Genomic DNA, 26,582 nt, shown 5'->3' with positions numbered 1-26,582 from the left:
CGAACTGCGATCGCGATCACGCGCCCGACGGCCGGGGTTTCGCTCCGGCCGTTCTCGTTTGAGCTCGCCGTCTCGACGGCGTCAGCCCGCGCCTTCCGCGCGCGGCGGAGTTGCGTTGCTCGCGGCCTCGTCATCGGTCTGCTTGCGGTAGTCCTTCAGGAAACCTTCGAAGGCGGCCGTCGTCGCGATCGAGCGCGCGACTTCGCGGAAGGCCTCGCCGCGCGCCTCGATCGGCGCCGTCACCACTTCAAAGGCATGGGCGTCCGGGCTGTCCGCCATCTTGGAGGCGAACTTCTGCCGGATGCGGTCGAGACCGAGATCGTCGTCGGCGAGCGACAGCGAGATCGCGGCCCGCATCACGTCGGCGCGTTCGGACGCGTCGAGCGGCTCGGGCTTGCGCCACACCGGGCCGAGCGCGACCTCCAGCGCGTCGCCCGCCTCGCTCCAGCGCCGCGCCGCCCAGAGCACGTCGGCCTTCAGACGCGCCGCCTCGGGGCCGAGACCGTCCGCCATCTCGAGCGCAAGCTCCGTGCGACCGGTCTGCGCAAGCGCGCGGGCGTCGAGCATCAGGCGGGTGCGGACGAGCGACGCCGGCAGATCGGCCTGCCGCGTCTTCTGAAGCACCCGGGCCGCCTCCGCAGGCTTGTCGTTCATCAGGTAGATCATGGCTGCGCGGGCGGCGACCTGCGCGCGGCCCGCCCCCGTGAGGCGGTTTTCGATCTGGTACTCGAGCAGCGCCGAAGCTTGGTCGAGCAGGTCGACCTCGACCAGCTTGTCCGCGAGCCGCCGCACCAATTCGTCGCCGCGCTTGCCGCCCGGACTGAGCTCCTGGAAATCGTAGAACAGCGCCAGAGCGTCGACCTTCTGCATGCGATCGACCGCCGGCCCCAGGAACAGGTCGGTAAACCGCGCCTGCATCCGATCCTGCAGCGTGCGCGTGGCGTCGACGTCGGGGAACGCTTCGACCGAGGTCTTCAGCGTGGTGAAGGCGTCGCGCCAGCGCTCGGCGTCGGCATAGAGGCCTGAGAGGCGGGCAAGCCCCTCGGCTTCGATCCAGTCGCCGCGCCAGCCCGTCACCAGCCGTTCGAGCGCGGCGATGGCGTCCGGGATCGAGATCTTTCCGACCGTCAGCCGCAGTTCGATCGCCCGCAGATCCGCCTCGGCGGCGGAGATCGGGTCGGAGCCCTTCAGCACGACGTCATAGGACTGCAGCGCCTTGTCGGTCTGGCCAAGCGCCTCGAAGACCCGGGCGCGTATCACCTCGCGCGCGTTCTGCCCATGGATCGCCGGCAACAGCTCCAGGCGGTCGAAGGCGCTGACCGCCGCGACGTGATCCTTCGCCTCGAGCGCGAGCGACACCTCCATCTCGCTGAACAGCGCCTGATAGTCGGGCGGTAGCGCGCCGATCGCGGATTTGCCCTTGCTCAGGTAATCCCGCGCCGGCCCGACGCGCCCCTCCCCGGCCTCGGCGAAAGCCCGCCACAGAGAGGCCTCGGGGTTGGCCGCGAGCTGGGGCGTCGAGAGCAGCTGGATGGCGGTGGTGTAGCGCCCGAGCTGCGCCGCGGCTGCCGCGCGCAGGATGGCGACGCGCGGGTCGCGTTCGGCGAGCCCATCGTCACCGACCGTCGCCTCGATCACCGCCCGGGCGTTCGCCGCCATCCGGCGGAACGCATAGAACCGCGCCAGGGCGACGCGCGCTTCGATGCGCTCGTCAGGCGTCGCGCGGGCGGCCGCGTCGAGCAGCTTGCGTTCGCGCGCGTAAAACCGTTCCGAGACCGCCTCGCGGCCGCCTGCGGCATCGAGCACGACGTCCGACGCAGGGCCGCCGGCGCCGGCCTCCGCAGCGCGCGGGCCGCCGTCGATCGAGAGCGACAGTCCGGCGTCGCGTTCGATCGTGAGCGCGTCCATCTTCGCCGTCATCCGCACGTCGTCGGCCATCGGCAAGGCGACCACGCCCTGGGCCGTAAGCAGGAGCCCGACCTCCACGAAGGCCTGCGGCCGAAGCGACGCGCGGGCCGGACCGGACAGCGACGCCACCATCAGGCGGTCGCCGAACTCCGGATCGTCGATTTCACGAACGCCGCCGAGGCCCTCAATATGCGCGACCAGCGCGCCGCGGCCGTCCCGGCCGAAGTTGGAAGCGAAGTCGATCGGGTCGGCGCCGCCGAGGATGTCGTCGCCGAGCGAGAGGATCCAGGCCGCCCCCTCCGCCGCCGCCGTCACCGCGCGGGGCTCCGCGAGCTTGAGACGGATGACCCGGCCGCGCTCCACCACGCTCTGTTCGATGGCGAGGATCGCGCCGTTCGAGGCCTTCAGGACGTCGTCGAGCGGGATCGCATCCGGCGTGTCGAACACCGCCCAGGCCGTGCGGCCGCGCGCGAACACGGCGGCGGGCGTCGGCTTGTCGAACGGAAGGCGGATGCGGAGCGACTGGCCCAAACGGCTGAGCTCCGGCCGCCCGGCCGCCGCCGGCGCGGCGGGGGCCGCGCGAGTCTCCGCGCCGGGAACGCTTTGCGTGGCTGGGGCCGAAGTTGGGGCGGGGGCCGGAGCACGCTGCGGCGCGTGAGCCTCCGTGGCGATGGCAGAAGCTGCGGCCGCCACGGCGCCCTTCGTCGCCTCGGCGAGCTCCGGGCGCGGCTCCGCGTGATGGGGATCGCCGCCCGCGCCCGCGTCGGCGACGGGCGCGGCGTCCTTGCGATCCACGTCCAGCACATAGGTGTCGTCTTCACGGAAGCCGCGGACCGCGACGTCTTTCGGCGCCGGGACCACGACGGTGACCCCGCCGTTGGAGCGGCGGACCGCAAGTCCGGCGAGCGGCGTCGGCAGCATCGCCTTGGCGGCGACGAAGTCGAACGGCATGTCGGCGCCGAACGTCACAAGCGCCGTGTCGCCTTTGCGCGCGAGATTGACCTGCACGCGGGAGTCCACGCCGAACACGAGCCGGCGGAAGGTCGGATGCGTGGCGCCGGAGACCGTGAGCGGCGTCGCGGCGGCCGCCTTGCGCACCTGCGCCTCGAGCTCCGCGATCCGGCTTCGGCGCGCCTGACGGCTCATCTCGGCCACGACCTCGGGCGGCAGGCTGGGCTTCATGCCCTTCCACGTCGTCGGCAGCAGATCGACGTAGAACGAGTCACCCGCCTCCTGCGCGTTCAGGATGACGCCGCGCTCCAGCGCGAAGCGGATGGCGGTGTCGTCGGCCTCCTTGCGGACGATCCGGACCAGGCCGCGCAGATCGCGGCCGAGCGTCCCGAGATCAACCTCCGTCGGCTCCCCGAAGGTGACGACCAGCACCGTGCCCGACAGCGAGGCGCTGATCTTCGGCATCTGGTCGAAGGCGAAGACCAACCGGGCGTAACCTTCGGGCTGCATGCCGGCGGTCACCGTGGCGGTCGCGGCGCGCGCGAAATCGGCCGCGGCGCAGGTCCAGCCCAGCGCCAGCGCGGCGGCGATCGCCCGCAGTCTCACCCCCGACACGTCGACCAGGTCCCTCGCCCTCGCGCTCGCCTGCGGCCGGACGGCCGCACCGAACAGTCTTAAGCACGAGCGGTTGGTGGAAGGTTACCGCCGCGGCGGAATTCGCGCGACGCGCGGTCAGGGATTGGCGGAGCGTCCGACGATCTGCGGCAGGTCGCTCGCGGCCACCGGGCGCGGGGCGAGCGAGCCGTCGCTCCGGCGCGCCATCGCGACCGTCAGTCTCTCCGCGCTGTCGGGCGACATCTGGCCCATGACCTCGGCCAGCTTGCGGGGGTTCATGCGGCTCGCCACCTCGATCAGCACGGAGGCGTCGAGGCGCTCGAAGATCCGCGCGGCCTCCTTCACCTTCATGCCCTCGTAGAGGACGATGAGCTCCTTGAACTTGGCCTTGTCCTCCTCGCGGCGGCGATCCTCCGCCGCCGAGACCTGCTCCTCGAGCCGCTTGAGCTCGACGAGGCGCTCCTCCATCCGGCGCTCGGCCGCCTTGATCAGGTTCTCGCGGACGTCGAGATCGTTCGCCTTGGCCTCGATCGTCTCGCGGCGCTTCTGCAGCGCCTCCAGCAGGGCCTTCTCCGAAGCGGAGGTGGACGGCTCGGTCGGAGCCTCCTTGGGACGCACGGCGGGCGCCGCGGCCTCACCGGGCTCCGCCGCCTCGGGCGCGGCTCCATGCCCTTCGGCCTTCGGGGCGCCGGCGGCCGCGGCGGGGCTGGCGAACAGGTAGCTCGTCTGTGTGACGAGACCGACGGTCTTGAGCGCGAGCAGCGCCGCAGCCGCGGTCATCACGATCGGCATCAGGCGAATGCGGTCCGTCGTCATGCCGGCGAACCGGCGCTAAGGGCCCGGATGCGCGAGGCGAACAGCTCGGCCGCGGCGGCCGTCGCGGCCGAACGGCTGACGGGCTCGGCCTCCTCGGCGACGCGGCGGATGAGCGCGCGCGTCTCTTCCTCCTCCTCGGCGCGGCGACGGGCGGCCAACCGGACGGCTTCGCGATCCGCGTCGCGTCGCGCAATCTCGTCCAGGCTCGCCTCGCGCGCGGCATGGTCCCGCGCCGCCTTGGCGATCCGCGTGATGCGCTCGATCACCTCCTCGCCTGCGCTCAACTGGCCGGCGATCGCGGTGGACATGGTTTCGGCGCGCCCCAGCCGTTCGGCCAGGGTGTCCTCGCAATGGCCGAGCGCCGCCCGGAGCGCGACGATCGCGCGCTCGGCCGCGTGGGTCGAGGCGACGAGCTCGGTGATCGTCTCGCGCATCACGCCTTCGTCCGCCCGCAGCTTGCCGAGCCTGCGGTTCAGCAGCGCGCAATAGGCGATGGTCGCGACGAGCAGGACCGCGACGAGCGACTCGATCGCGAAACCGACGACGTTCTCCATGGTTCAGGCGTCCTTCCGGGATTCGCCGGCCGCCTCGAAGGCGGCGAGCGTGGTGTGCGAGCGGCGCAGCGGACGGGCGATCTGGACCGCGACCTTATCGCCTGCACGGCCCATCCGCGCCTCGGTCAAGACCTGGTCGCCGCACCGAATCTCGACCAGTTCGTCGGGCGCGACATCGAGCATCAGGGTGTCTCCGATGTCGAGATCGAGGATGGTGCGCAGCGGGAGTTTCTTGTCGTAAAGCACCGCGTGGAGCTCGGCTTCGGCGGACCAGATTTCGGTCGCGAGATGGCCCTCCCAGGTCGCGTCGCGGCCGAACTTCTCGCCCATGAACTGCTGCAGCAGCATTTCGCGGATCGGCTCGATCGTCGCGTAGGGCAGCAGCACCTCGATGAAGCCGCCGCGGTCCTCCATGTCGATCCGGAGATTGACGAGGATCGCGGCGTTGGCCGGGCGGGTGATGGCGGCGAAGCGGGGGTTCGTCTCCAGCCGGTCGAGCGAGAAGTTAACGTTGGTGATCGGGCGGAATGCCTGTTCGGCGTCGGCCAGCACCACCTCGATCATGCGCTGGACCAGGCTGGTCTCGATCGTGGTGTAGGGGCGGCCCTCGACCTTCATCGTCGCGGCGCCGCGTCGGCCGCCGAGCAGCACGTCGATGATCGAGTAGATCAGCGCGCTGTCGACCGTCATCAGCCCGAAGCCGTCCCACTGGTGGGCCTTGAACACCGAGAGGATCGCCGGCAGCGGGATCGAATTGAGGTAGTCGCCGAAGCGCACCGAACGGATGCCGTCGAGCGAGACCTCGACGTTGTCCGAGGTGAAGTTGCGCAAGCTGGTCGTGAGCAGCCGGACCAGCCGGTCGAACACGATCTCGAGCATCGGCAGACGCTCGTAGGAGACGAGCGCCGAATTGATGATCGCCCGGATGCCGGACTGGGAGTTGAGGCCGAGCTCGTGCGGGTTGAACCCGAGGAGGCCGTCGACCTCATCCTGATTGAGCACCCGGTCCGGAGACTTGCGGCCGCCGTCGTCGGCGACGGCCGGACCGCCAAGCATGGCGGCCCACTCGGCCGCCATCGCCTCGGCGTCCTCGCCGACCTGCTCCGCCATCGCGGCGCCCCATTCGGCCGCGAGATCGTCGTCGTCTTCCCCCGCCATCGTCCCGACCTTTCTGGTCCGCGCCCTACTGGACGACGACGTCCTTGAACAGCACCGCGTCGGCGCGCGCCGGCGCGATCGCGACGTTCACCCGGCGCAAAAGCTCTTCCTTGAGGCGGTAGGCCCCGGCCGAGCCCCGGAGATCGCTCGGGCGCATCTCGCGCAGATGGGTCTGGAAGCTGTCGATCACGCGCGGAAGCAGCGGCTTGATCGCCTCCACGAGTTCGGGGCTCCCGACCTCGAGCGCCACGGTCATGCGGACGTACTGCTGCCGCTCCTTGTCGACCGTCGCGAGGTTCACCGTCATCTCGGGCAGGTCGACGAACGCCGCGGATTTCGCCGGCGTCGCCGCCTGAGCCTCGCCCTCGCCGCCGTGCTCCCCGCCGTCCTGACCGGAGGCCGCTGCGGTCGCGGCGCCGTGCTCGCCGCCGCCCTTGGCGAACATCAGGTAGCCGCCCACGCCGCCGCCGATCACGACCGCCGCCGCCGCGGCCGCGATGATGATCAGCTTCTTCTTGGACTTCGGCTTCGCCTCGCCGCCGGCGCCTTCGGCTTCCGCCATCCCCGACACGCGGCTCGCGCCGCGCTCCCTCATCGCCCAAGCGGTTTGTCCGCTAGGGTTAACGAATAGGTCGCAAAGGTTAATGAACTCTTGAAAATGCGGTTCGCCCGGCAAGTTCTGCCGGGCATTTTGCGCCGGTCGACCCGATGGCGCCGGGCGGCGGCGAGCGGCTCCGAGACGCCAATCTGCTCAGTTCTGAACGATCTCCGATGTTGGCACGCCGCGTGCAACCCCATCGTCGTGAGCGCCGCTCGTCGGGGAGGACAAGCGGGGCGCACGCGGAAAGCAAACACGGACCACGGGAGCGTTTGGTGGAAAACGCGTCTCTCGTCGGGTTGTCGCGCCAGGTCGTCCTGCGCCGCGAACTCGACGTCATCGCCAACAACGTCGCGAACATGAACACCACCGGCTTCAAGGCCGAACAGATGGTGTTCAGCGAATTCATGATGCCGAACGCCCGCGACGGCACGTTTCCGACGCAGGATCAGAAACTGTCCTTCGTGCAGCAGCGCGGAACCTGGCACAGCTTCGCCCCGGGCAATGTGGAGTCGACCGGCGGCGCGATGGATTTCGCGATCGACGGCGAGGGTTTCTTCGTGGTCGAGACGGAGGCCGGCGAGCGCTACACCCGCAGCGGCGCGTTCGGGGTCAACGCCTCGGGCCAGCTCGTGACGGCCAACGGCGCGCCTCTGCTGTCCACCGCAGGCCCGATTCAGCTCGCGCCCAACGAGACCGGGCTGACGATCGGCCGGGACGGCACCATCGCGACGAGCGAGGGCGTGCGCGGCCGTCTCCGCCTTGTCAGCTTCGCCGATCCCCGGGCAGTCCATAAGATCGGCAGCAATCTCTACGCGACCACGGAAGACCCGAAGGACGCGCCCGCCACGACCGCCGTGGTGCAGGGCGCGGTTGAGAAGTCGAACGTCAAGCCGATCGTCGAAATGAGCCGCCTGATCGAGGTGAACCGGGCCTACACGTCGATATCCGGGATCCTCGACGCGCAGAACGACATCCGGCGTTCGGCGATCGAGAAGCTTGCCGAGGTTCCGGCGTAAGCCGGCGAAGACGGACGGAGACGCACCATGCGCGCCCTCAACATCGCCTCGACCGGCATGGCCGCCCAGGAGGCCAACGTCGAGATCATCTCGAACAACATCGCGAACATGCGGACCACCGGCTTCAAGCGCCAGCGGGCCGAGTTCCAGGACCTGCTCTATCAGTCGATGCGTCAGGTGGGCTCGTCGAGCTCGGACACCGGCACCGTGCTGCCCACGGGCGTTGACGTCGGCTCGGGCGTCAAGCTGGTGGCGACGCCGCGGGTGATGAGCCAGGGCACCGTGGCCTCGACGGAGAAGACCTACGACATCGCCATCAAGGGCGAGGGCTTCTTCCAGGTCCAACTGCCGGACGGCCGCACCGCCTACACCCGCGACGGCTCGTTCGAGCTCGACGCCAACGGCCAGCTCGTGACCGCCGACGGCTACACGGTGCTGCCCGGGATCACCGTTCCCACCAACGCGCTCAGCGTCAGCATCAGCGCGACCGGCGGCGTCGAGGCCACCGTCCAGGGCCAGACCGCCCCCCAGGCGCTGGGGCAGATCGAGCTGGCGCGCTTCATCAACAAGTCGGGCCTCGAGGCCAAGGGCGACAACCTGTTCCTCGAGACGCCGGCGAGCGGCACGCCGCTGGTCGATAACCCTGGCGCGGAGGGCTTCGGCTCCACGCTGCAGTCCTACCTCGAAGCGTCGAACGTCAACGCGGTCACCGAGATCTCCGACCTGATCGCGGCCCAGCGGGCCTACGAGATGAACTCGAAGGTCGTCTCGTCCGCCGACCAGATGCTGCAGTCCACCTCGTCGATGCTGCGGTGAGATCCATGTTCCGTCTCGCCGCCTTCGCCGCCGCCCTGCTCGCCTCCTCCGCCGCCTTCGCGGCCCCGACGCTGCGCGCCGAGGCGCTGGTCTCCGCCGAGATCGTCACGCTCGGCGACCTCGCCGACGACGCCGGCGCCGCGGCGGGCGTCGCCCTGTTCCGAGCGCCGGACTACGGCCTCACCGGCGCCGTGCCGGCCGACGCCGTGATCGCCGCCGCGCGTCGGGCGGGGGTCGAGGGCGTCTCGGCCGGTCTCGTCTCCGAAATTGCGGTGACGCGGCTCGGCCGAAGCGTCAGCGGCGACCAGGTGATGGAGGCGATCGCCGCCCGCGCCGCAGCCGACGTCGGCGCACAGCCGTCCGCCATGCGGGTGACGCTGGACGACGACCGCACCGTGCATCTCTCGCCGCAGAACCGTGGCGCCGTGGAGGTCTCGCAGTTCGCGCTCGACTCCCGGTCCGGCCGCTTCGAGGCCGTTCTGGGCGCGGAACGCGGCGCTCGCGGAACGCGCGTCACCGGCGCCGTCGTCGAAACCGTCGAAGTGGCGGTGACCGCGCGCCCGCTCGCCCGCGGCGAGGTGCTCCGGGACGCCGACCTGATGGTCGAGCGCCGCCCGAAGGCGGGCAACGGCGACGCGGTGGATCTCGAAGGCGCGCGCGGCCTCGCCACCCGGCGGGCGTTGCGCGAGGGCCAGACGTTCCGCGCGAATGATCTCATGCGTCCCCAGCATGTGGAGCGCGGCGGCTTCGTCACGCTCGTCTACGGCGGCTCCGGCATGTCGCTGTCGCTCAAGGCCAAGGCGCTGGCGTCCGGCGCGCAAGGCGATCTCATCGACGTCCAGAACGTCCAGTCGAAGCGCATCGTCAGCGGCGTCGTCACGGGGCCGTCCGAAGTGACGGTGACCGCGGCCCCGACCGCCATCGCCCGACGCTGAAAGGAACCTGTCCGATGCGTCTTCCCTTCGCCTTCCGCCTGACCGGCCCCGTGGTTCTCGCGAGCCTGCTCGCTGGCTGCGGCGCCGCCGACCGCCTCGCCGGCATCGGCAAGCAGCCCGCCCTTTCGGCGATCGAGAATCCGACCACCCAGGCCGGCTACAAGCCGGTGCAGATGCCGATGCCCGAGCCGATGCCGGTGTCGTACCAGCCGAACTCGCTGTGGAGGTCCGGCGCCCGCGGCTTCTTCAAGGACCCGCGCGCCCGCCAGGTCGGCGACCTGCTGACCGTGAAGGTCGACATCACCGACAGCGCCAAGCTCGAGAACACCACCAAGCGCAGCCGCACCAACACGGAAGCCGCGAACCTCGACAATGTGCTCGGCTACGAGGGTTATCTGAAGAAGATCCTGCCGGGCGGGGTCGACCCGTCGAACGCCGTGAAGGCCGGCTCGACCTCGTCGAGCGAAGGCGAGGGCTCGGTCGACCGCAAGGAGACGCTGGTCACCAACGTCGCGGCGGTCGTCACCCAGGTGCTGCCCAACGGCTCGCTGGTGATCGAGGGCAAGCAGGAGATCCGGGTCAACTTCGAGATCCGGGAGCTGATCGTCGCCGGCATCGTCCGGACCGAGGACATCGACAGCGACAACACGATCGAGAGCGAGAAGATCGCCCAGGCCCGCATCGCCTACGGCGGCCGCGGCCAGATCACCGACGTGCAGCAGCCGCGCTACGGCCAGCAGGTGATGGACGTGCTGCTGCCCTTCTAAGAGTTTCCCCCTTGCGGGCGGCGGCGCGGCAGGGCCCGCCCCGCCAGTCGTCCGCGAAGGCTTCGCGCGTTAACCCTGCGTCCACCCGCAGTTAACCGCGCGAAGCTGGACGCGGCCGCCGGCTCCCCCCGGCGGCCGCTCCCCCATTGACGGCTCAGGAGCGTCCGTTCGCCGCCGCCTTCAAGCGGAGCACCCGGCCCTCGGCGCTGTCGGTGAGCAGATAGAGCAGGCCATCCGGGCCCTGGCGGACGTCGCGGATGCGCTCGCCCATGTCCTCGAGCAGCCGCTCCTCCTTCACCACTTTGCCGTCGCTCATCTCCAGCCGCGCCAGCATGGGCACGGCGAGGCCGCCGACGAAGACGCTGCCCTTCCAGCCGGGGAGCGCGTCGCCGCCGTAGAAGGCGAGGCCTGAGGTCCCGATCGATGGGACCCACTTGTAGACCGGCTGCTCCATCCCGGCCTTCTCCGTTCCCTCGCCGAGGGCGGCGCCGGAGTACTCCTTGCCGTAGGTGATGACCGGCCAACCGTAGTTCTTGCCGGCCTCCGGCTTGTTCAGCTCGTCGCCGCCCATGGGCCCATGCTCGGTCACCCAGAGCGCGCCGTCCGCCGGATTGATCGCCGCGCCCTGCGGGTTGCGGTGGCCGTAGGACCAGATCTCGGGCTTGGCGTCGGAGCGGCCCTCGAACGGGTTGCCCGCTGCAGGCTTTCCGTCGAGCGTGAGCCGCACGACCTTCCCGAGCGTCTCGTCGAGCGCCTGCGACTTGACGCGGAACTCCTTGTCCGAGCGTTCGCCGACGGTCACGAACATGGTCTTCCCGTCGGGCGCGAACACGATGCGCGAGCCGTAATGCTTGGTGGAGGCGTACTTCGGCGCCTGCCGCCAGATCACCTCGACGTTTTCGAGCCGCGGGGCGTTGTCCGCCAGTCGGCCGCGCGCCAGCGCCGTGCCGTTGACGCCGCCCTCGCCCGCCTCCGAAAAGGTGAAGTAGACGAGCCGCCCGTTGGCGAAGTCCGGCGAGACAGCCACGTCGAGCAGGCCGCCCTGCCCGCGCGCGTCCACCTTCGGCAGGCCGGTGACCGCGGGCGAAACCTTGCCGTCGGGCAGGATCAGCCTCAGGCGTCCGGCCTTTTCCGTCACCAGCATCCGGCCATCGGGCAGGAAGGCGAGGCCCCACGGATTCTCAAGCCCTGTCGCCACCGTCTCAACGGAGAAGCTCTGCTTCTCCGACTTGACCGTCTCGGCCTTCTTGGCCTGCGCGAAGGCGGGAGCGGTGGCGGCCGGCGCGGCCGCGAGAACCACCGCCGTCGCGAGCAGCAGGGAGCGGGCGAGCGACGCCTGGCGCATGGGGAGCATCTCCGGTTGTGTCATGGACGGGAGGTAGGCGCGGACCTCGCCGGTTCAAATCAAGAAGGCGTCAAACGCGTCGCGAAGCTGTCGGTCGCCCGCACCAGACGGTCGAGGATTCCCGGCTCCGAATAGGCGTGGCCGGCGTCGTCGACGATGTGCAGTTCCGCCTCCGGCCAGGCCCTGTGCAGGTCCCAGGCCGTCACGGCCGGGGTCGCCACGTCGTAGCGGCCCTGCACGATGACGCCGGGCACGCCGCGGAGCTTGTGCGCGTCGCGGATCAGTTGCCCCTCCTCCATCCAGCCGGCGTGCGTGAAGTAGTGGTTCTCGATCCGCGCGAAGGCGAGCGCATAGGCGTCGCCGCCATGCTGGCCGGTGATGGCGGGGTCGGGCAGCAGGGTGATCGTCTCGCCCTCCCACACGCTCCAGGCCTTCGCCGCCTCCAGCCGCGCCGCGGCGTCGTCGCCGATCAGCCGCTTGCGGTAGGCCGCGATCAGGTCGCCGCGCTCGTTCTCGGGGATTGGCGCGAGGAACTTTTCCCACTTGTCGGGGAACAGCAGCGAGGCGCCGGACTGGTAGTACCAGTCCAGCTCGAAACGCCGGAGCGTGAAGATGCCGCGCAGGACGAGCCCGGAGACCCTCTCCGGGTGGGTTTCGGCGTAGGCCAGCGCGAGCGTCGAGCCCCAGGAGCCGCCGAAGACGAGCCAGCGCTCCGCGCCCGTCATCGCCCGCAACCGCTCGATGTCCGCGACGAGGTCCCAGGTGGTGTTGGCGTCGAGGTTCGCGTACGGAGTCGAGCGCCCGCAGCCGCGCTGGTCGAACAGCAGGATGCGGTAGCGCTTCGGGTCGAACAGGCGACGGTGCGCCGGCCCGCAGCCGCCCCCGGGTCCGCCGTGCAGGAAGACCACGGGCGCGCCGCGCGGGTTGCCGCACAGCTCCCAGTAGACCCGGTGGCCGTCGCCCACGTCGAGCATGCCGTGGTCGTAGGGCTCGATCGGCGGGTAGAGCGTGCGCCTGTCGGCGACCGCCGCGCGTCTTGCATCCGCCATGTCGTCGCTCCGCTCCAGCGCGCCGTTCGAACCCGCGCGACGGTGATCGCGTCGCCGACGTCCGTCAACCGCGCGCCGGGGCCGGCAGATTGTGCCGGCCGGCAGAAGAGATCCGGTCCGGCGAGAGCCGCAGGGTAGAAAAACCGTTCAAAACTCAGCGTTTTCGTCTTGGCCTCGCGCTTGCTCCGTCCGACAGGCGCGGGGACCGCCAGTTCGAGGAGAGTACGATGGGCATCTACGGAGCATTGACCACGGCGGTGAGCGGCCTCAGCGCTCAATCCTATGCGCTCGAGAACATCTCGGGGAACATCGCGAACTCTTCGACGACCGCCTACAAGCGTACCGACACCGCGTTCCAGGATCTGGTGACGGACTCCTCCGGCGCGAAGACGCAGACCTCGGGTTCGGTCGCCGCCTATTCGCAGGCGACGAACAACGTGCAGGGAACCGTCACGGCGTCGGAGTCCGACACTTCGATCGCGATCAGCGGCGACGGCTATTTCCTCGTGCAGGACTCCTCGGGCGCGACCAACGGCGAGACGAATTTCACCGGCACGGATCTCTACACGCGACGCGGCGACTTCGAGCTGGACAAGAACGACAACCTCGTCAACGGCGCCGGCTATTATCTCGTGGGCAACCGCGTGTCGGATTCCGGCACCGCCTCGTCGACCGCCGAAGTGATCGACATCTCCGACGACGAAATCTATCCGGCTAAGGCGACTTCCACCGTCAACTACGAGGCGAGCCTTCCCACCGTCCCGCAGACCGAGAACTACGATTCGACCGACTCGAGCTCCTATCTGCTCGAGTCCACCGTCGGATCGACGATCTCCGCCGACGACGCCGACAGCTTCCTGGAGAGTTCCGTCAGCGGCGGCTCCGTGACGGTCTACGACGCGAACGGCACAGCCCAGGACCTGACGCTGCGCTGGGCCAAGACCAGCAACGCCGACTCGACCGCCGGCACGGACGACACCTGGTCGCTCTACTACCTGTCGGACTCCACAGCGACCGGAACGGAGACAGCCTGGACCCAGATCGACGCGGACAGCGGAACCGCGGGCACGCAGGGCTACGTCTTCGAAAACGGCAAGCTCACCACCCCCTCCTCGGGCGCGACGACGGTGACGGACCTGACCATCGACGGCACGAGCTACGGCGACGTGACCCTGAAGCACGGGTCGGGTCTCACCCAGTACGCCAACAGCGAGGGGACGGTCTCGACGTCCAAGCTCACCCAGGACGGCGTCGCGTCCGGCGAGATGACCGGGCTCGCCATCGAGGACGGCGGCGCGCTGGTGGCGACCTACAGCAACGGCAAGACCAAGACGCTGTATGAGATCCCGGTCGCGACCTTCGCCGCCGACAACCAGCTCAAGCAGCTCGACGGCGGCGCCTTCGCGATGACGGAGGCCTCCGGCACGCCGACGCTCGTCAGCGGCTCCTCGATCGTGGGCAGCGCGATCGAGGAGTCGAACGTCGACATCGCGGACGAGTTCACCAAGCTCATCGTCACCCAGCAGGCCTATTCGGCGAACACGCGCGTGGTGACGACCGCGAACTCGATGATGGACGACGTCCTTCAGATGCTCCGTTGACCTCGTCTCCGGCGGCGCCGCGTTCGGCGGCGCCCCGGCCGACCGTTTTTGATCAGGCGTGACGATGGGCCTTTCCGCCTCGCTTTCCACCGCGCTTTCCGGCCTCAAGACCACCCAGGCCGGGCTCGACCTCGTCGCGAACAACGTCGCGAACGCGAGCACGGCCGGCTATGTCGCGAAGTCGCTGACGACGGAGCAGAGCTCGACCGGCGGCGTGAAGGTCACCGAGGTCCAGCGGCAGATCGACCTCTATTTGCAACGCCAACTCCGCTCGGAAAGCGCGACCGCCGCCTCCGCCTCCACGACGGCGAGCTACCTCGACCAGCTTCAATCGCTGTTCAGCACGGTGGACAGCGACACCTCGATCGACAGCCTGGTCTCCAGCCTGTCGTCGGCCTTCGACGCGCTGGCGGCCTCTCCGGACGACGGGACGACGCAAGGCTCCGCCGTGCAGGAGGCCGTCCTGCTGGCGCAGGCGCTCAACGACGCCTCGAACGGCGTGCAGGGCCTGCGGCAGGACGCCGACGACGCGCTCGCCAGCGGGGTCGACGTCGCGAACGAGGCGCTGCAGTCGATCGCGAGCCTGTCGGCGAAGATCGCCGCCTCAACCAACGATAGCGCCCGCGCCTCGCTCGAAGACCAGCGCGACCAAGCCATCAACGAGCTGGCCTCGCTGATGGACATCAAGGTCAGCGACACGGGATCCGGCGACGTCCGCATCACCACGACCAGCGGCCTCACGCTCTACGACGCGGGCGAAGCCTCGACGCTGACCTTCGAACCGACGTCCAGCGTTTCGGCCGAGAAGGCCTACTCCTCGACGCGTGCGGACAGCACGCTCGGCACGATCACGCTGACGCGCACCTCAGGCTACTCCGCGGACCTGCTGGCGGACGGCTCGCTCAAGTCCGGCGAGCTGCGCGCGCTCGCCGACCTGCGCGACGAGACGCTGCCGGAGGCGCAGGCCCAGCTCGACGAGCTGGCGGCGAATCTCGCCCAGGCCTTCGGCGCGACGACGGTGGCGGGGACCACGGTCACGGGCGGCGTCGACCTGTCGACCGAGGGCGCGCAGCCCGGCGACACCATGACCGTCACCTACACGTCGGGCGGCAAGACCCGGACCGTCACGCTCATTAACGTCACGGACGCCGCCAGCCTTCCGCTCGACGCCGACGTCACGGCGGACCCGAGCGCTACGGTGATCGGCGTCGACTTCTCGTCCGCCAGCGCAGCCGACGACATCGACGCGGCGCTGACCGCGGCCGGCATCGACATAGAGGCGACGGAGAGCGCGACCGGCTTCGCCTTCACGGCGTCCGGCGCCAGCGTCACGGTTACGGGCGGCGCGTCGAAGATCACCGCGACGGTCCTGACCGACGACGGGGTGGCGCTGCCGCTGTTCGTCGACGCCGGCGACACGATCTATTCCGGCAGCCGCGACGGAACGGACCAGCGCACGGGCTTCGCCAGCCGCATCGCTGTGAACTCGGCCGTCGTCGACGATCCGGCGCTGCTGACCGCCTACTCGTCAACGGCGGCCGCAAGCGACTCCAGCCGCGCTGACTTCCTGGTCGAGGCTCTGGCCACAGATCGCAGCTTCCGGACCGACACCGGCCTTGGCGGCGCGTCGGCAGGCTACAGCGGGACGATCGGGGAGTTCGCGCAGGACATCGTGTCCTACCAGGCCTCGGCCAGCGCGACCGCGACGCGCGTCTCGGAGAGCCAATCCGCCGTCGTCTCGGCGCTGGAGGACCGCTACGCCTCGAAATCCGGCGTCGACGTCGACTCCGAGCTGACCAACCTGATCACGCTCCAGACCGCCTACAGCGCCAACGCGCGCGTGATGACGGCGGTCAAGGAGATGCTCGACATGCTGCTGCAGTCGTGAGGGCCGAACGATGACGACGATCAGTTCGAGCCTCTACAGCCCTAGCCTGCTGAAGGCGATGGCGAACAACAACGCCAAGCTTCAGGACCTGTCGGAGCAACTCGCGAGCGGCAAGGTCTCCTCCACCTATGCGGGGCTCGGCACGGGCCGCGACGTCGCGCTCGCCATGAAGGCGAAGCTGACGCAGCTCGATTCCTACGACGGCGTGGGCGCGACCGTCGGGACGCGCATCGCCGTCATGAACACGGTGGTCGACGGGCTCGACACCATCGCGTCGGAGATCGCGAGCTTCGACTCAAGCGCGAGCTACAGCCTCTCCGGCGGCCAGACCGCAACGCAATCGCAGGCTGGCGCCTATCTCAACGAGGCGATCAGCTACCTGAACTCGGACGTCGACGGCCGCTACCTGTTCTCCGGCGCCTCGACCGACACGGAGCCAGTGCTGAGCGCCGAGGAAATCCTGTCCGACGACGGCGACAAGGCCGGGCTGAAGACCGTGATCTACGAGCGCGGCCTCGCCGATCTCGGCGCCGACGGCCGCGGGCGGCTCGACGTCTCGGAGGCGAGCGGCGCCTCCTTCACCGTGTCGGAGGAGGAGTCGGGCGACTTCGGGTTCAAGCTGTCCTCCGCCTCGTCGTCGCTCACCGGCGGCGTGGTCGAGGGTCCGACCGGCGATCCTGCGACCTTGACCCTTGGCGTCGACGGAACGCCCAGCGACGGCCAGACGGTCACGGTGACGCTAACGCTGCCCGACGGTTCGACCGAAGACCTGACGCTCACCGCCCGGACCGACGACGGCGCCGAGCTTCAGGACGGCGAGTTCCTGATCGGCGCGACGCCCGAGGAGACCACCGCCAACCTGCAGGCCGCGTTCGACAGTTCGCTCCAGACGCTGGCGGACACCTCGCTGACCGCCGCCTCCGCGGTCGCGGCCGGAAACGACTTTTTCACGAGCGACGGCGAGCCCGCGCGGGTGACGGGCTTCGACGGAACCTATGCGACGGACGCGGAGCGCATCGCGGCGCTCCAGAGCGCGACGTCGCTGGACACGACCGGCACCGCGGACCTCACCGTCGCCTGGTACCGGGGCGACGATGCGACGTCCGATCCGCGCGACGCCGCGACCGCGAAGATCGCCGACGGCGTCACCGTCTCCTACGGCGCGCAGGCGAACGAGAGCGCCTTCGCTAACGTCATCAAGTCGCTGGCGGTGCTCTCGGCCACCACCTTCTCCGCGAGCGACGCGAACGCGGAGGCCCGCTACGAAGCGCTGCGCGAGCGGACGGTGGGGGCCCTGTCCTCGACCGAGACGTCGTCCGCGCTGCAGTCGGTCGCGTCCGATCTCGCCATCGCCAACACCTCGATCGAGGCCGCGGGCGACCGCCACGACGCCGCGCGCGCCCTCGCCGAGGACGCGCTGTCCGGCGTCGTCGACGCCGACAGCGACGAGGTGACGGTGAAGATCCTGGCGCTGCAGTCCAGCATCGAGGCGAGCTACAGCGTGGCCGCGACCCTCAAGTCGCTCAGCCTCGTCAACTACCTCTGACGCCCGTCAGGCCGCCTTGGCTCCGCCGGCCTCGGTCTTCAGCCAGGCCGCGCCGCAGGCTTTCGCCAGCTCGCGCACCCGCAGAATGTAGCTCTGGCGCTCGGTCACAGAGATGACGCCGCGCGCGTCGAGCAGGTTGAAGGCGTGGCTCGCCTTGATGGCCTGGTCGTAGGCGGGCATCGCCATCAGGTGGCGGCCCTCGCCCGCGTCGCCGGCCTTCAGCAGCGCCCGGCACTCCGCCTCGGCGTCCTCGAAATGCCGCTTCAGCAGATCGACGTCGGCGTGCTCGAAGTTGTAGCGGGAGTACTCCTGCTCGGCCTGCCGGAACACGTCGCCGTAGGTGACCTTCTCGTCGCCGTCGCGGCCGTTGAAGTTCAGGTCGAAGCCGCGGTCGACTCCCTGGATGTACATCGCGAGGCGCTCGAGACCGTAGGTCAGCTCGCCCGAAACCGGATCGCAATCGACGCCGGCGACCTGCTGGAAATAGGTGAACTGCGACACCTCCATGCCGTCGCACCAGCACTCCCAGCCGAGGCCCCAGGCGCCCAGCGTCGGGCTTTCCCAGTCGTCCTCGACGAAGCGCACGTCATGAACCGCGGGGTCGAGGCCGATGGCCTTCAGGCTGTCGAGGTAGAGCTCCTGCAGGTTCGCGGGCGAGGGCTTCAGGATCACCTGAAACTGGTAGTAGTGCTGGAACCGGTTAGGGTTCTCGCCGTAGCGGCCGTCCTTCGGGCGCCGTGACGGCTGCACGTAGGCCGCCTTCCAGGGCCGCGGCCCGAGCGCCCGGAGCGTCGTCGCCGGGTGGAACGTGCCGGCGCCGACCTCCATGTCGTAGGGCTGCAGCACGACGCAGCCCTGCGCCGCCCAGAACCGCTGCAGCGTGAGGATAAGCCCCTGGAACGAGCGGGAGGGGCTCAGGGCGTCGTCGGGGGTCATGGGAGTCGCGGTCCGGAAGGGCGGGAAAGCGCGCGGACGCTAGTCGCGGCCGGCCTCCAGGGTCAAGCGGCGCAGGCCGTCACTGGCCGCCCGGCCGCCATTCGCCGGTCGCGGGGTCGCGGCGCAGCGTGGGACGCAACGCCTTGTCCGCGTCGACGGCGTTGCGATCCGCGGCCTCGAGCTCGCGGTTGATGCGACGCCATTCGCGCTTGATCGCTTTCGCGCCGTAGACGGCGCCGGCGGCGGCGGCGGCGAAGACGAGGAACGGCGGCATCGCGGTCTCCGAAGGATTTCATCCGAACTGGCGGACGGCCAGCGTCGCCCGCGATCATGACGCCGTTGCGGCGACAGGCAAGAGAGCCTGTCGCGCGAGGCTCACAAGCCGAAGCGGGACCAGAGCGCGCGCGCCTCGATCGCCGCCATCGCCTCGTCGGGCAGGCTCGCCTCCACGCCTTCGCCGCCGCGGCCCATCATCCGCTTGAGCAGCGGAGTTCGCTTCGTCATCAGCCGCAGTTCGACCTTGTCCCCCCAGCGTTCACGCATGACGGAGCGCAGGTCTCCGATGCGATCGACGAGGCCGAGCGCGAGTCCCGACGAGGCGGTCCAGAACGCCCCGGTGAACAGCTCGGCGTCGTCCGAGAGCGACGTCCCGCGCCTCTCCTTCACGAGCGCGATGAAATGCTCGTGAACCTCGCGCTGAATCTCCTTCAGCCGCTCGACGTCCTCGACCTTTTCCGGCTGGAACGGGTCGAGGATCGCCTTGTTCTCGCCGGAGGTGTAGAGGCGCCGGTCGATCCCGAGGCGCTCGATCGCGCGGTCGAATCCGAAGCCTGCGGAGACGACGCCGATGGAGCCGACGATCGACGAGGGATCGGCGACGATCTCGTCGCCGGCGCAGGCGATCATGTAGCCTCCGGACGCGGCGACGTCCTCGACAACGATGGTCACGGGGAGGCTCGTTTCGTCCGCGAGTTGGCGGATCCGGCGACAGATGAGGTGCGCTTGCACCGGCGAGCCGCCGGGCGAGTTCACGATGATCGCGACCTCCTTGGCGCCCTCGACCGCGAAGGCCTTTTCGAGAGCCCCCGCGACGCTCGACAGGGTCACCGCCGGTCGGAACGGCGTGCCGATCCCGATTGCGCCTTGGAGGCGGACGACGGGAACGACGGTGGAGGGAGTTCGCCAGCGGGCCGGCAGAACGGGGCGAAGGGCGGCCCTGAGGCGGGCGGAGGTCAAGAGGCTCATGCGCGGAGACATAGGCGCCCGAGGCTGCGGCGCCAACGCAGGAGGCGTCGATGAACCCCTGATGAACGAAGGGCTCAGAGAGAATTCAGGGGGTGCGCCCTACTTCTAGGAGCAAGACGGCTTGGTTGGTCTGCGATGACGCAGACGGCGCGAGCCGACGGCTTTCAGGGCGCTCCGCGGCATCGCGCGCCGCCCCTGTCCTGAGGAGGACGCCATGTTTCGTAAGTTCGTTCTCGCCGCAGCCCTCGCCGCTGGCGGCTTCGCCGCCGTCCCGACGGCCGCTTCCGCGGGCGATGTGTCGGTGCGCGTCGGGGTGGGCAGCCCCGGCTACTACGGCGGCGGCTATTACGAGCCGGCCTATCACCGCGGCTATCGTCACCGTTACCGCGAGCGGCCGTATTACGGCTACTACGCGCCCCGCCCGCGCTATTACGGCTATGGCCCGGCGCGTCCGCGCTGCCGCGTGACGACCGTGCGGTCGTGGAACGGCTACCGCTACGTGACCCGCACCCGCGAGGTCTGCGGCCGCCGCTACTACTGATCCGGAGCGTCGGACCTGACGCGAACGACGCCGGCCCTTGCGGCCGGCGTTTTCGTGTCGTCCATCGCGAGCGTCGCCTCCCCGCGCTGGATGTCCATCGCCTCCGGGGTGAAGGCGTCGCCTTCGCCGTGAAGCACAAGGGGCGGCAGCAGCGCCAGCGCGCCGCGACTTCCTTTTCGCGCCGCGAACAGGATGCGGATGGCCGGCTCGGCGGCGCGCGCGTGCACCGCCCGCAGCCGGGCCCCGCCGAAGCGCCCCTCCGACCGCGCGACCAGGTCGCCGATCGCCTCCGGACGATGAATCATCACGAGGCATCCACCGGGCCGCAGCACCCGGGCGGCGGCGCGCATCCAGATGTCGACCAATCCCTCGTCCGCCGCATGGGCGCGCGCCTTGTCGGCGTCCGGCGAGGCGCGGAACCGGCGCGCCGCGTCGAACGGCGGGTTCGCGACCACCAGGTCGAGCGAGTCGCGGCGGGGCGAGCGATCGCTTCGCCCGACGTCCGCGACGTCGCCGGTCCGGACCTCGACCTTGTCGCCGAGGCCGTTGCGCCGGATGTTCTCGACGGCGATTCCCGCCGTCGCCGGGTCGATCTCCACCAGCGTCGCGCGGCCGGCCCCGCTCAGGGCAAGCGACAGGCCGACGGCGCCCACGCCGGCCCCGAAATCCGCGACCAGCCCGCCGTCCGCCATCCGGCCCCGCGCAGCCGCCGTCAGCAGCGCCGCATCGGTGCCGACGCGGTGGCCCTTGCGGGGCTGCAGCAGCTTCAGTCGCCCGCCGAAAAACAGGTCGTCGGAAAGGTCGCCGCTCACTGCGGCTCGGGGCGAAGCTCGTGCGACAGGCCGCTGTCCGCCAGAATGCGCCGGGCCTCCGCCGCGTCCTCGTCGCCCACCAGCACGCGGGCCGCGAGAATGCCCAGCGAGCCCTCGAGCACGCTCATGTTCGCGTCGAGCACGATGTGCTCCAGGCCGGCGTCGGTCAGGGTGGCCTGCACGAAGGAGAGCAGCACCCGGTCGTTGCTTCTGAGGATTTCCTGCATCGCGTTCCGTTCGGTTTCGACGCGGCCATGATGGCCCGCCGAGCTTGCCGGAGCAACGCGCGACGTGGCGGCGGCGCCACAGCGGGGCGAACGTTGCCGTGCGTTTACATCTTGGGCGGCGACGGCCTCACGCCGGCCCCACTTGCGCCCCGACCGCCCTCGATCGTCCCGGCCTGTGACCGACGCCCTCGTGAGTGAAGAGCGCCATGCGTACCGAGTTGACCGCCCTCATCGTCGCCATTCTCCTGGTGGTCCTCGCCTCCCAGCAGCTGATGGCGGCCAAAGCCGTCGGGCAGGCGCTCGGCGCGCACTGACGGTCAGCCCCCCGGACGTTTCGGCTTGTGCCTCTGGAGGCCTCTGGGTAGGGTCCCGCCCGTTCGCAACTGTCGAGGAGCGCCGGGTTTGGGCGTGGTGGTACCGTTGGACGAGCGGCAGGACGGCGGCGAGACCGCTGGCGTCGGCCCGCTCGTGGAGCTCGTCACGCCCGGCATGGAGCGCGTCAACGCCTTCATCCTGTCCCGCACGGGATCGGACGTGGCGATGATCCCCGAGGTCGCGAACCATCTCATCAACTCCGGCGGCAAGCGTCTGCGCCCGATGCTGACGCTCGCGACCGCGGCGCTCTCCGGCTACTCCGGCGACGGCGACGTGAAGCTCGCGGCCTCCGTCGAGTTCATGCACACCGCGACGCTGCTGCACGACGACGTGGTCGACGGCTCCGAGATGCGCCGCGGCAAGCTCGCCGCCCGCATGCTCTGGGGCAACGAGGCGAGCGTGCTGGTGGGCGACTTCCTGCTCGGCCAGGCCTTCAAGATGATGGTCGAGGTCGGCTCGCTCGAGGCGCTCCGCATCCTCGCCGACGCCGCGGCCGTGATCGCCGAGGGCGAGGTGATGCAGCTCGCCGCCGCCAAGAACACCGCGACCACCGAGGACGACTACCTCGCCGTGGTGCGCGGCAAGACCGCCGCCCTGTTCGCCGCCGCCTGCGAGGTCGGGCCGGTGATCGCGAACCGCCCGAAGGCGGAGCAGGCCGCCGCCCGGTCCTATGGCATGAACCTCGGCATCGCCTTCCAGCTGGTCGACGACGCGCTCGACTACGGCGGGCGCGAGGCCAAGCTCGGCAAGAAGGTCGGCGACGACTTCCGCGAGGGCAAGATCACCCTGCCCGTCGTGCTCGCCTACCGCCGCGGCTCCGAGGACGAGCGCGCCTTCTGGAAGCGCACCCTCGAAGAGGGGAAGATTGAGGACGGCGACCTTCCCGAGGCGATCCGCCTGCTCGCGAAGCATGGCGCGATCGACGCCACTCTGGAGCGCGCCCGCCACTACGGCGCGATGGCCCGCGACGCTCTCGCCCTGTTCCAGGATCGGCCGCAGGCGAAGCCGTTGCTCGACGTGGTGGGCTTCGTGACGGCGCGGGCGCACTGAGGGGCGACGCTTGCGGAGCGCAGCTTGCGGCGTCACATTCCGACCGGAGCCTCAAGTCGGATCGGGTCGTCGGATGACGAAGCTGTTGGACGAAGCGGTCGACGTCGCGCGCCGGATGTCCCCTAACGCGCAGGACGCGATCGCACGCTTCATTCTCGACGTGTTCAATGACGACGCGTCGGCCGAGCCTCTGCCTCCGGAACACCGCGAGGCCATACTCGAAGGGCTCGCGCAGGCCGAGCGGGGCGAGTTCGCCTCGCATGAGGAGGTCGCGGAGGCGTTTCGAAGCTTCCGGCGATGAACGCTCGCCTCACGCGCCGCGCGGCGCGCGACATTCGCGAGATCGGCGGGTATCTGAAATCGCAAAATCCATCGGCGGCCGCTCGCGTCGAGCAGGCGCTTTGGGCCGCGATCCGCGTCATCGAGGAGCATCCGCACGCCGGACGCCTTCAGGAGCGAGGCGTTCGCAGATTCAGCGTCTCCCGTTTTCCGTATCTGATCTTCTACCGCATCGATGTCGCCGCAGGCTCCCTGGACGTGCTCACGATCCGTCACGGCGCACGCCGACCGATAATCGGCTGAGGCTCACCCCCGCGGCCCGAACAGCACCACCGCCGCGCCGGCGACGCAGATCGCGGAGCCCGTGAGGTCCCAGCGATCAGGCCGGACGCCCTCCACCGCCCAGAGCCAGCCGAGCGAGGCCGCGACGTAGACGCCGCCATAGGCCGCGTAGGCGCGGCCGGCCGCCGCGGCGTCGACCAGCGTGAGGAGCCAGGCGAAGAGCAGGAGCGAGACGGCGCCCGCCGCGAGCCACGCCGGCGTCGCGCCGAGACGGAGCACCGCCCAGAAGGCGAAGCAGCCGGCGATTTCGGCCAGCGCCGCGGCGACGTAGATGACCGGCGTCATGCGTTCCTCAGCGCAGCATCGTGGAGCGGACCCACCAGGCGGGCGCCGCCTTCGCCAGCGCGCGCGCGGCGCGGCGGGCCTCCTGCGCCGTGCCGAACAGGCCGAACACCGTCGCGCCGGAGCCGGACATGCGCGCGGTCCGGCAGCCCGTCTGGGAGGCGAGCATCAGCAGCCCGGCCGCGATCTCCGGCGCGATGCGGACCGCCGCCGCCTCCAGGTCGTTGCGGCCGCGGGCGATCCAGGCCGCGGCGTCTTCCGGCGGCGCGTCGCCGTCGCGCGTCTCGCCGGGGGCCAGACCAAGCGCGCGGAACACCTCGGCGGTCGGCGTGGGACGCATGGGGTTCATCAGCACCGCCGGCGTCGGCGCGATCTCGACGGGGGTCACCACCTCGCCGCGCCCGGTCATGCGCGCGGCCCGGGAGCGCAGGCACACCGGCACGTCGGAGCCGGCCTCGGCCGCCGCGTCGAGAAGGCGGTGGTCGTCGTTCGCGAGCCCGTTGAGCTGCGCCAGCAGCCGCAGCGCGGCCGCGGCGTCCGCGGAGCCGCCGCCGAGGCCCGCCGCCACCGGGATGCGCTTCGTCAGCGCGAAGGCGCCGAGCGTCAGGCCGTGGACGCGCCCCGCGAGGGCGCGGGCGGCCTTCAGCACGAGATTGTCGTCTCCGTCGCCGGCCGGCCTGGCGAACGGGCCGTCGACCGTCAGCCCGAAGGGCGATGCGGGATCGAGCGTGAGCGCGTCCGCGGCGCAGCCGGCGAAGGCCGTCAGGCTGTCGAGGTCATGGTAGCCGTCGTCCCGGCGCCCGAGCACGTGGAGCGTCAGGTTGACCTTGGCCGGGGCGCGTTCGCGAAGCAGCATCGCGCGCGGTCGCGCGGCTTCAGCCGCCGCCCTTCTTCTCCTGCGCGTCGGCGGCGCTGGTCGGCGGCGTCTCCGGCAGGCCGTCTTTGAGCTTGGCTTCGATCTTCTTGAGCTCGGCCGGCTCAGGGTTGAGGTCGCGGGCGTGGCTCCACTGGAACCCCGCCTCGAGCTTGCGGCCGACCTTCCAGTAGGCGTCGCCGAGATGGTCGTTCATGACCGGGTCCTGCGGCCGAAGCTCGACCGCGCGCTCCAGCTCGCGGACGGCGTCGTCGAACTGTCCCAGTTTAAAGTGCGCCCAGCCCAAGCTGTCGACAATGTAGCCGTCGTCCGGCCGCAGCTCGACCGCCCGCTGGATCATCTTCATCCCCTCGTCGAGGTGGATGCCCTGATCGATCCAGGAGTAGCCGAGGTAGTTGAGCACGAGCGGCTGGTCGGGGACCAGCGACAGGGCCTTCTTCAGGTCGGCCTCCGACTTCGCCCATTCCTTGGAGCGCTCGTAGGCGATGCCGCGGACGTAATAGAGCGACCAGTCCGCCCGGCTCGCCGCGGCGGGCTGAGCGGCGGCCGGGGCCGCCACGGGCGCCGTCGCGGGCGCCGCGGCTTCGGCGGCCTGCGCCTGGGCGGGCAGCACGATCGTCTGTCCCGGCGCGAGCGCGCCGGACCGCGGGATGCGCACGCCGTTTGCGCGGTTGAACGCCGCGAGCTCCGGCCAGCGCTTCGGGTCGCCGAGATGATCGCGGGCGAGCGTCCACAGGCTGTCGCGGGCCTTGACGACGTAGGGCTTCGGCGCCCCGTCCGCCTGCGGCGCGGCCGCAGGCGCCGGCGCGACCGCCGCCGGCTCCGCAGTCTTCGCGGCGGAGATCAGGTCGATCGCCTTGGTGTAGGTCTCGGCCGCCTCTTTGAACTGTTCGCGCCCGCGCTCGATGTTGCCGAGGGCGACCAGAGCCTCCTGGTCGTCCGGCGCCGCGGCGATCAGCTTGGCGAGGCGCGCCTTCGCCTCGTCGGTCTTGTCGAGGCGGTCGAGGTCGATCGCGCTCTGGATGTCCGCGTTGCGCTTCAACGGCGAGGAGGCGGGCACGCGCTCGTAGACCGCGATCGCGTCTTCGTACTGGTTCAGCTGGTCGTAGAGATCGGCCAGCGTCACGAGCGCCATCGGATGCTCGGGCTGAACGTAGAGCGCCAGTTGGAGATAGACGGTGGCGAGGTCCTCGCCCCCCTGCCGGGCGAGCGCGCCGCCGATGCCGTAGAGCACCTCCGCCACGCCCTCCTGGGCGTTCGAGGCCACGCGCTCGGGCGCGCGGCCCTGGGCGATCATCTCGCGCATCTCGCGGGCGAGCGGATGGCGTGGCCCGTTCTTCTCGAAATCGTCGAGCGCCTTCAGCGCGCCCGCCGCGTCGCCGTTGCGCGCCCGGAACGAGGCCGCGGCGAGCGCCACGCGCAGGGCGGCCCCGTCGCCCGAGAGCGCGGCGGCGAACCGCTTCTCGGCTTCGTCCTTCCGGCCCGTGAGGTCCGCGATCAGCGCCGCGTGGTAGTCGCGGAAGGCGCCGAAGAAGTCCGCGCCCTGAAGCTTGTCGAGCGCGGCGAAGGCGCGCTGCGGCTGGTTGGAGCCGACCCAGGACCAGCCGGACAGCAGGCTGACGCTCAGATCGGCGAGCGGCCCCCGCGCGCCCTTTTCCAGCGCGGAGCGCGCGGAGCCGTAGGACCCGGTCTTCAGCGCGCGCACCGCCAGGGCGAGCTGCGCGACCCGGTTGGTCGGATCGGCGGCGACCACCCGCTCGGCCAGGCGCATCGCGTCGCCCTCGCCGCCCTCGGCGAGGCTAAGGAGGAAGGCGCGTTCAAGCAGCTGGGGGTTGCGCGGATCGGCTTTCAGCGCCGCGCGGAAGAACGCCGCCGCCGCGTCGACGTCGCGCTGCGCGCCGGCCACCCGGCCCGCGAGATAGGCGCCGGCGAGCGAGGAGCGGCCGGCGAGGGAATCGATGTCGAAGGAGGTCTCGCGCGCGGCCGCAGGCGCCGTGGACAGCGCCGCAACGAGTGCGAAAGCGGCGGCGCGCCGATCGATGAACGTCACGTG

General features: G+C 70.5%; 26 protein-coding genes. 11 read left to right on the top strand and 15 right to left on the bottom strand.

What is annotated here, in order from left to right:
- Positions 1–81 precede the first annotated feature (81 nt).
- From K244_RS0119960 to K244_RS0119940, 5 genes are all read right to left on the bottom strand, one after another.
- Positions 82–3,474, bottom strand: a complete 3,393-nt coding sequence (locus K244_RS0119960) for a hypothetical protein (protein ID WP_155931873.1) — start codon at positions 3,472–3,474, stop codon at positions 82–84.
- 117 nt (positions 3,475–3,591) lie between these two features.
- The gene (locus tag K244_RS0119955; RefSeq protein WP_020188067.1) at positions 3,592–4,290 is read right to left on the bottom strand and encodes a hypothetical protein; all 699 of its coding nucleotides are present in this window, start codon (positions 4,288–4,290) and stop codon (positions 3,592–3,594) included.
- Positions 4,287–4,844, bottom strand: a complete 558-nt coding sequence (locus tag K244_RS0119950; RefSeq protein WP_020188066.1) for a DUF6468 domain-containing protein — start codon at positions 4,842–4,844, stop codon at positions 4,287–4,289. The genes K244_RS0119955 and K244_RS0119950 overlap by 4 nt, the downstream gene beginning before the upstream one ends.
- Positions 4,845–4,847: 3 nt before the next feature.
- Positions 4,848–6,002: a flagellar motor switch protein FliM gene (fliM, locus tag K244_RS0119945; protein ID WP_020188065.1), complete on the bottom strand. Its 1,155-nt coding sequence runs from the start codon at positions 6,000–6,002 to the stop codon at positions 4,848–4,850.
- 25 nt (positions 6,003–6,027) lie between these two features.
- Positions 6,028–6,597 (bottom strand): flagellar basal body-associated FliL family protein, encoded by a 570-nt coding sequence (locus K244_RS0119940; protein ID WP_020188064.1) that lies wholly within the window; start codon positions 6,595–6,597, stop codon positions 6,028–6,030.
- Between the two features lie 278 nt (positions 6,598–6,875).
- On the opposite strand from K244_RS0119940, the gene flgF reads away from it, so the two are divergent.
- Genes flgF through flgH form a run of 4 tightly spaced genes read left to right on the top strand, consistent with a single transcriptional unit; the run spans position 6,876 to position 10,137 of the window.
- Positions 6,876–7,619, top strand: a complete 744-nt coding sequence (flgF, locus tag K244_RS0119935) for a flagellar basal-body rod protein FlgF (protein ID WP_024816639.1) — start codon at positions 6,876–6,878, stop codon at positions 7,617–7,619.
- Positions 7,620–7,646: 27 nt separating this feature from the next.
- A complete protein-coding gene (gene flgG / locus K244_RS0119930) occupies positions 7,647–8,435 on the top strand; it encodes a flagellar basal-body rod protein FlgG (RefSeq protein ID WP_020188062.1) in 789 nt (262 codons plus the stop codon).
- A gap of 5 nt (positions 8,436–8,440) precedes the next feature.
- Complete coding sequence (flgA, locus tag K244_RS0119925) at positions 8,441–9,370, top strand: flagellar basal body P-ring formation chaperone FlgA (RefSeq protein WP_020188061.1); 930 nt, start codon at positions 8,441–8,443, stop codon at positions 9,368–9,370.
- A gap of 14 nt (positions 9,371–9,384) precedes the next feature.
- Positions 9,385–10,137: a flagellar basal body L-ring protein FlgH gene (flgH, locus tag K244_RS0119920; protein WP_020188060.1), complete on the top strand. Its 753-nt coding sequence runs from the start codon at positions 9,385–9,387 to the stop codon at positions 10,135–10,137.
- Between the two features lie 154 nt (positions 10,138–10,291).
- Here flgH and K244_RS0119915 read toward each other — a convergent pair whose 3' ends face one another.
- Positions 10,292–11,482 (bottom strand): PQQ-dependent sugar dehydrogenase, encoded by a 1,191-nt coding sequence (locus tag K244_RS0119915; protein WP_020188059.1) that lies wholly within the window; start codon positions 11,480–11,482, stop codon positions 10,292–10,294.
- A 59-nt stretch (positions 11,483–11,541) separates the two neighbouring features.
- Positions 11,542–12,531 carry a prolyl aminopeptidase gene (gene pip, locus K244_RS0119910; RefSeq protein ID WP_020188058.1) on the bottom strand — a complete coding sequence of 330 codons (990 nt, stop codon included), beginning with the start codon at positions 12,529–12,531 and terminating at the stop codon, positions 11,542–11,544.
- Positions 12,532–12,758: 227 nt separating this feature from the next.
- Between pip and K244_RS0119905 the strand changes: the two genes are divergently transcribed.
- From K244_RS0119905 to K244_RS0119895, 3 genes are all read left to right on the top strand, one after another.
- Complete coding sequence (locus K244_RS0119905) at positions 12,759–14,132, top strand: flagellar hook-basal body complex protein (RefSeq protein WP_020188057.1); 1,374 nt, start codon at positions 12,759–12,761, stop codon at positions 14,130–14,132.
- 64 nt (positions 14,133–14,196) lie between these two features.
- Positions 14,197–16,020, top strand: coding sequence for a flagellar hook-associated protein FlgK (gene flgK, locus K244_RS0119900; RefSeq protein WP_020188056.1), 1,824 nt, complete (start codon positions 14,197–14,199; stop codon positions 16,018–16,020).
- A gap of 10 nt (positions 16,021–16,030) precedes the next feature.
- Positions 16,031–17,566: a hypothetical protein gene (locus K244_RS0119895; RefSeq protein WP_020188055.1), complete on the top strand. Its 1,536-nt coding sequence runs from the start codon at positions 16,031–16,033 to the stop codon at positions 17,564–17,566.
- A gap of 6 nt (positions 17,567–17,572) precedes the next feature.
- On the opposite strand, the gene K244_RS0119890 is transcribed toward K244_RS0119895, so the two are convergent.
- The 3 genes from K244_RS0119890 to K244_RS0119880 all read right to left on the bottom strand — a co-directional run bounded on the left by K244_RS0119890 (position 17,573) and on the right by K244_RS0119880 (position 19,759).
- Positions 17,573–18,502, bottom strand: coding sequence for a glycine--tRNA ligase subunit alpha (locus K244_RS0119890; RefSeq protein WP_020188054.1), 930 nt, complete (start codon positions 18,500–18,502; stop codon positions 17,573–17,575).
- 79 nt (positions 18,503–18,581) lie between these two features.
- Positions 18,582–18,776 (bottom strand): hypothetical protein, encoded by a 195-nt coding sequence (locus K244_RS0119885; RefSeq protein ID WP_020188053.1) that lies wholly within the window; start codon positions 18,774–18,776, stop codon positions 18,582–18,584.
- Positions 18,777–18,877: 101 nt separating this feature from the next.
- On the bottom strand, positions 18,878–19,759 hold the full coding sequence (locus tag K244_RS0119880) for a S49 family peptidase (RefSeq protein ID WP_024816638.1): 882 nt from the start codon (positions 19,757–19,759) through the stop codon (positions 18,878–18,880).
- A 202-nt stretch (positions 19,760–19,961) separates the two neighbouring features.
- Between K244_RS0119880 and K244_RS0119875 the strand changes: the two genes are divergently transcribed.
- Positions 19,962–20,288, top strand: coding sequence for a hypothetical protein (locus tag K244_RS0119875; RefSeq protein WP_020188051.1), 327 nt, complete (start codon positions 19,962–19,964; stop codon positions 20,286–20,288).
- Here the strand turns inward: K244_RS0119875 and K244_RS0119870 are convergent.
- Entirely contained in the window at positions 20,282–21,100 is an 819-nt protein-coding gene (locus K244_RS0119870) for a methyltransferase (RefSeq protein ID WP_020188050.1), read from the bottom strand. The two genes, K244_RS0119875 and K244_RS0119870, sit on opposite strands and share 7 nt — an antisense overlap.
- Positions 21,097–21,327: a DUF2007 domain-containing protein gene (locus K244_RS0119865; RefSeq protein ID WP_020188049.1), complete on the bottom strand. Its 231-nt coding sequence runs from the start codon at positions 21,325–21,327 to the stop codon at positions 21,097–21,099. The genes K244_RS0119870 and K244_RS0119865 overlap by 4 nt, the downstream gene beginning before the upstream one ends.
- 468 nt (positions 21,328–21,795) lie before the next feature.
- Between K244_RS0119865 and K244_RS0119855 the strand changes: the two genes are divergently transcribed.
- The 3 genes from K244_RS0119855 (at position 21,796) to K244_RS0119845 (ending at position 23,334) form a co-directional block, all read left to right on the top strand.
- Positions 21,796–22,752 carry a polyprenyl synthetase family protein gene (locus tag K244_RS0119855; RefSeq protein ID WP_244593480.1) on the top strand — a complete coding sequence of 319 codons (957 nt, stop codon included), beginning with the start codon at positions 21,796–21,798 and terminating at the stop codon, positions 22,750–22,752.
- A gap of 73 nt (positions 22,753–22,825) precedes the next feature.
- Positions 22,826–23,053 (top strand): hypothetical protein, encoded by a 228-nt coding sequence (locus tag K244_RS0119850; protein ID WP_020188046.1) that lies wholly within the window; start codon positions 22,826–22,828, stop codon positions 23,051–23,053.
- Complete coding sequence (locus K244_RS0119845; RefSeq protein WP_020188045.1) at positions 23,050–23,334, top strand: type II toxin-antitoxin system RelE/ParE family toxin; 285 nt, start codon at positions 23,050–23,052, stop codon at positions 23,332–23,334. Before K244_RS0119850 ends, K244_RS0119845 begins: the two co-directional genes overlap by 4 nt.
- 3 nt (positions 23,335–23,337) lie before the next feature.
- Here K244_RS0119845 and K244_RS0119840 read toward each other — a convergent pair whose 3' ends face one another.
- From K244_RS0119840 to K244_RS24010, 3 genes are read right to left on the bottom strand one after another with little or no spacing between them, the layout of a single operon-like run.
- Positions 23,338–23,658: a YnfA family protein gene (locus K244_RS0119840; protein WP_020188044.1), complete on the bottom strand. Its 321-nt coding sequence runs from the start codon at positions 23,656–23,658 to the stop codon at positions 23,338–23,340.
- Positions 23,659–23,665: 7 nt separating this feature from the next.
- Entirely contained in the window at positions 23,666–24,511 is an 846-nt protein-coding gene (locus tag K244_RS0119835; protein ID WP_020188043.1) for a 4-(cytidine 5'-diphospho)-2-C-methyl-D-erythritol kinase, read from the bottom strand.
- A 19-nt stretch (positions 24,512–24,530) separates the two neighbouring features.
- On the bottom strand, positions 24,531–26,579 hold the full coding sequence (locus K244_RS24010; protein WP_020188042.1) for a tetratricopeptide repeat protein: 2,049 nt from the start codon (positions 26,577–26,579) through the stop codon (positions 24,531–24,533).
- Between the last annotated feature and the right edge of the window lie 3 nt (positions 26,580–26,582).

This window comes from Methylopila sp. 73B, assembly GCF_000526315.1.
GTDB lineage: Bacteria > Pseudomonadota > Alphaproteobacteria > Rhizobiales > Methylopilaceae > Methylopila.
Note: the sequence above shows the minus strand (reverse complement) of the source record. Positions and strands in the feature narration are given on the sequence as shown.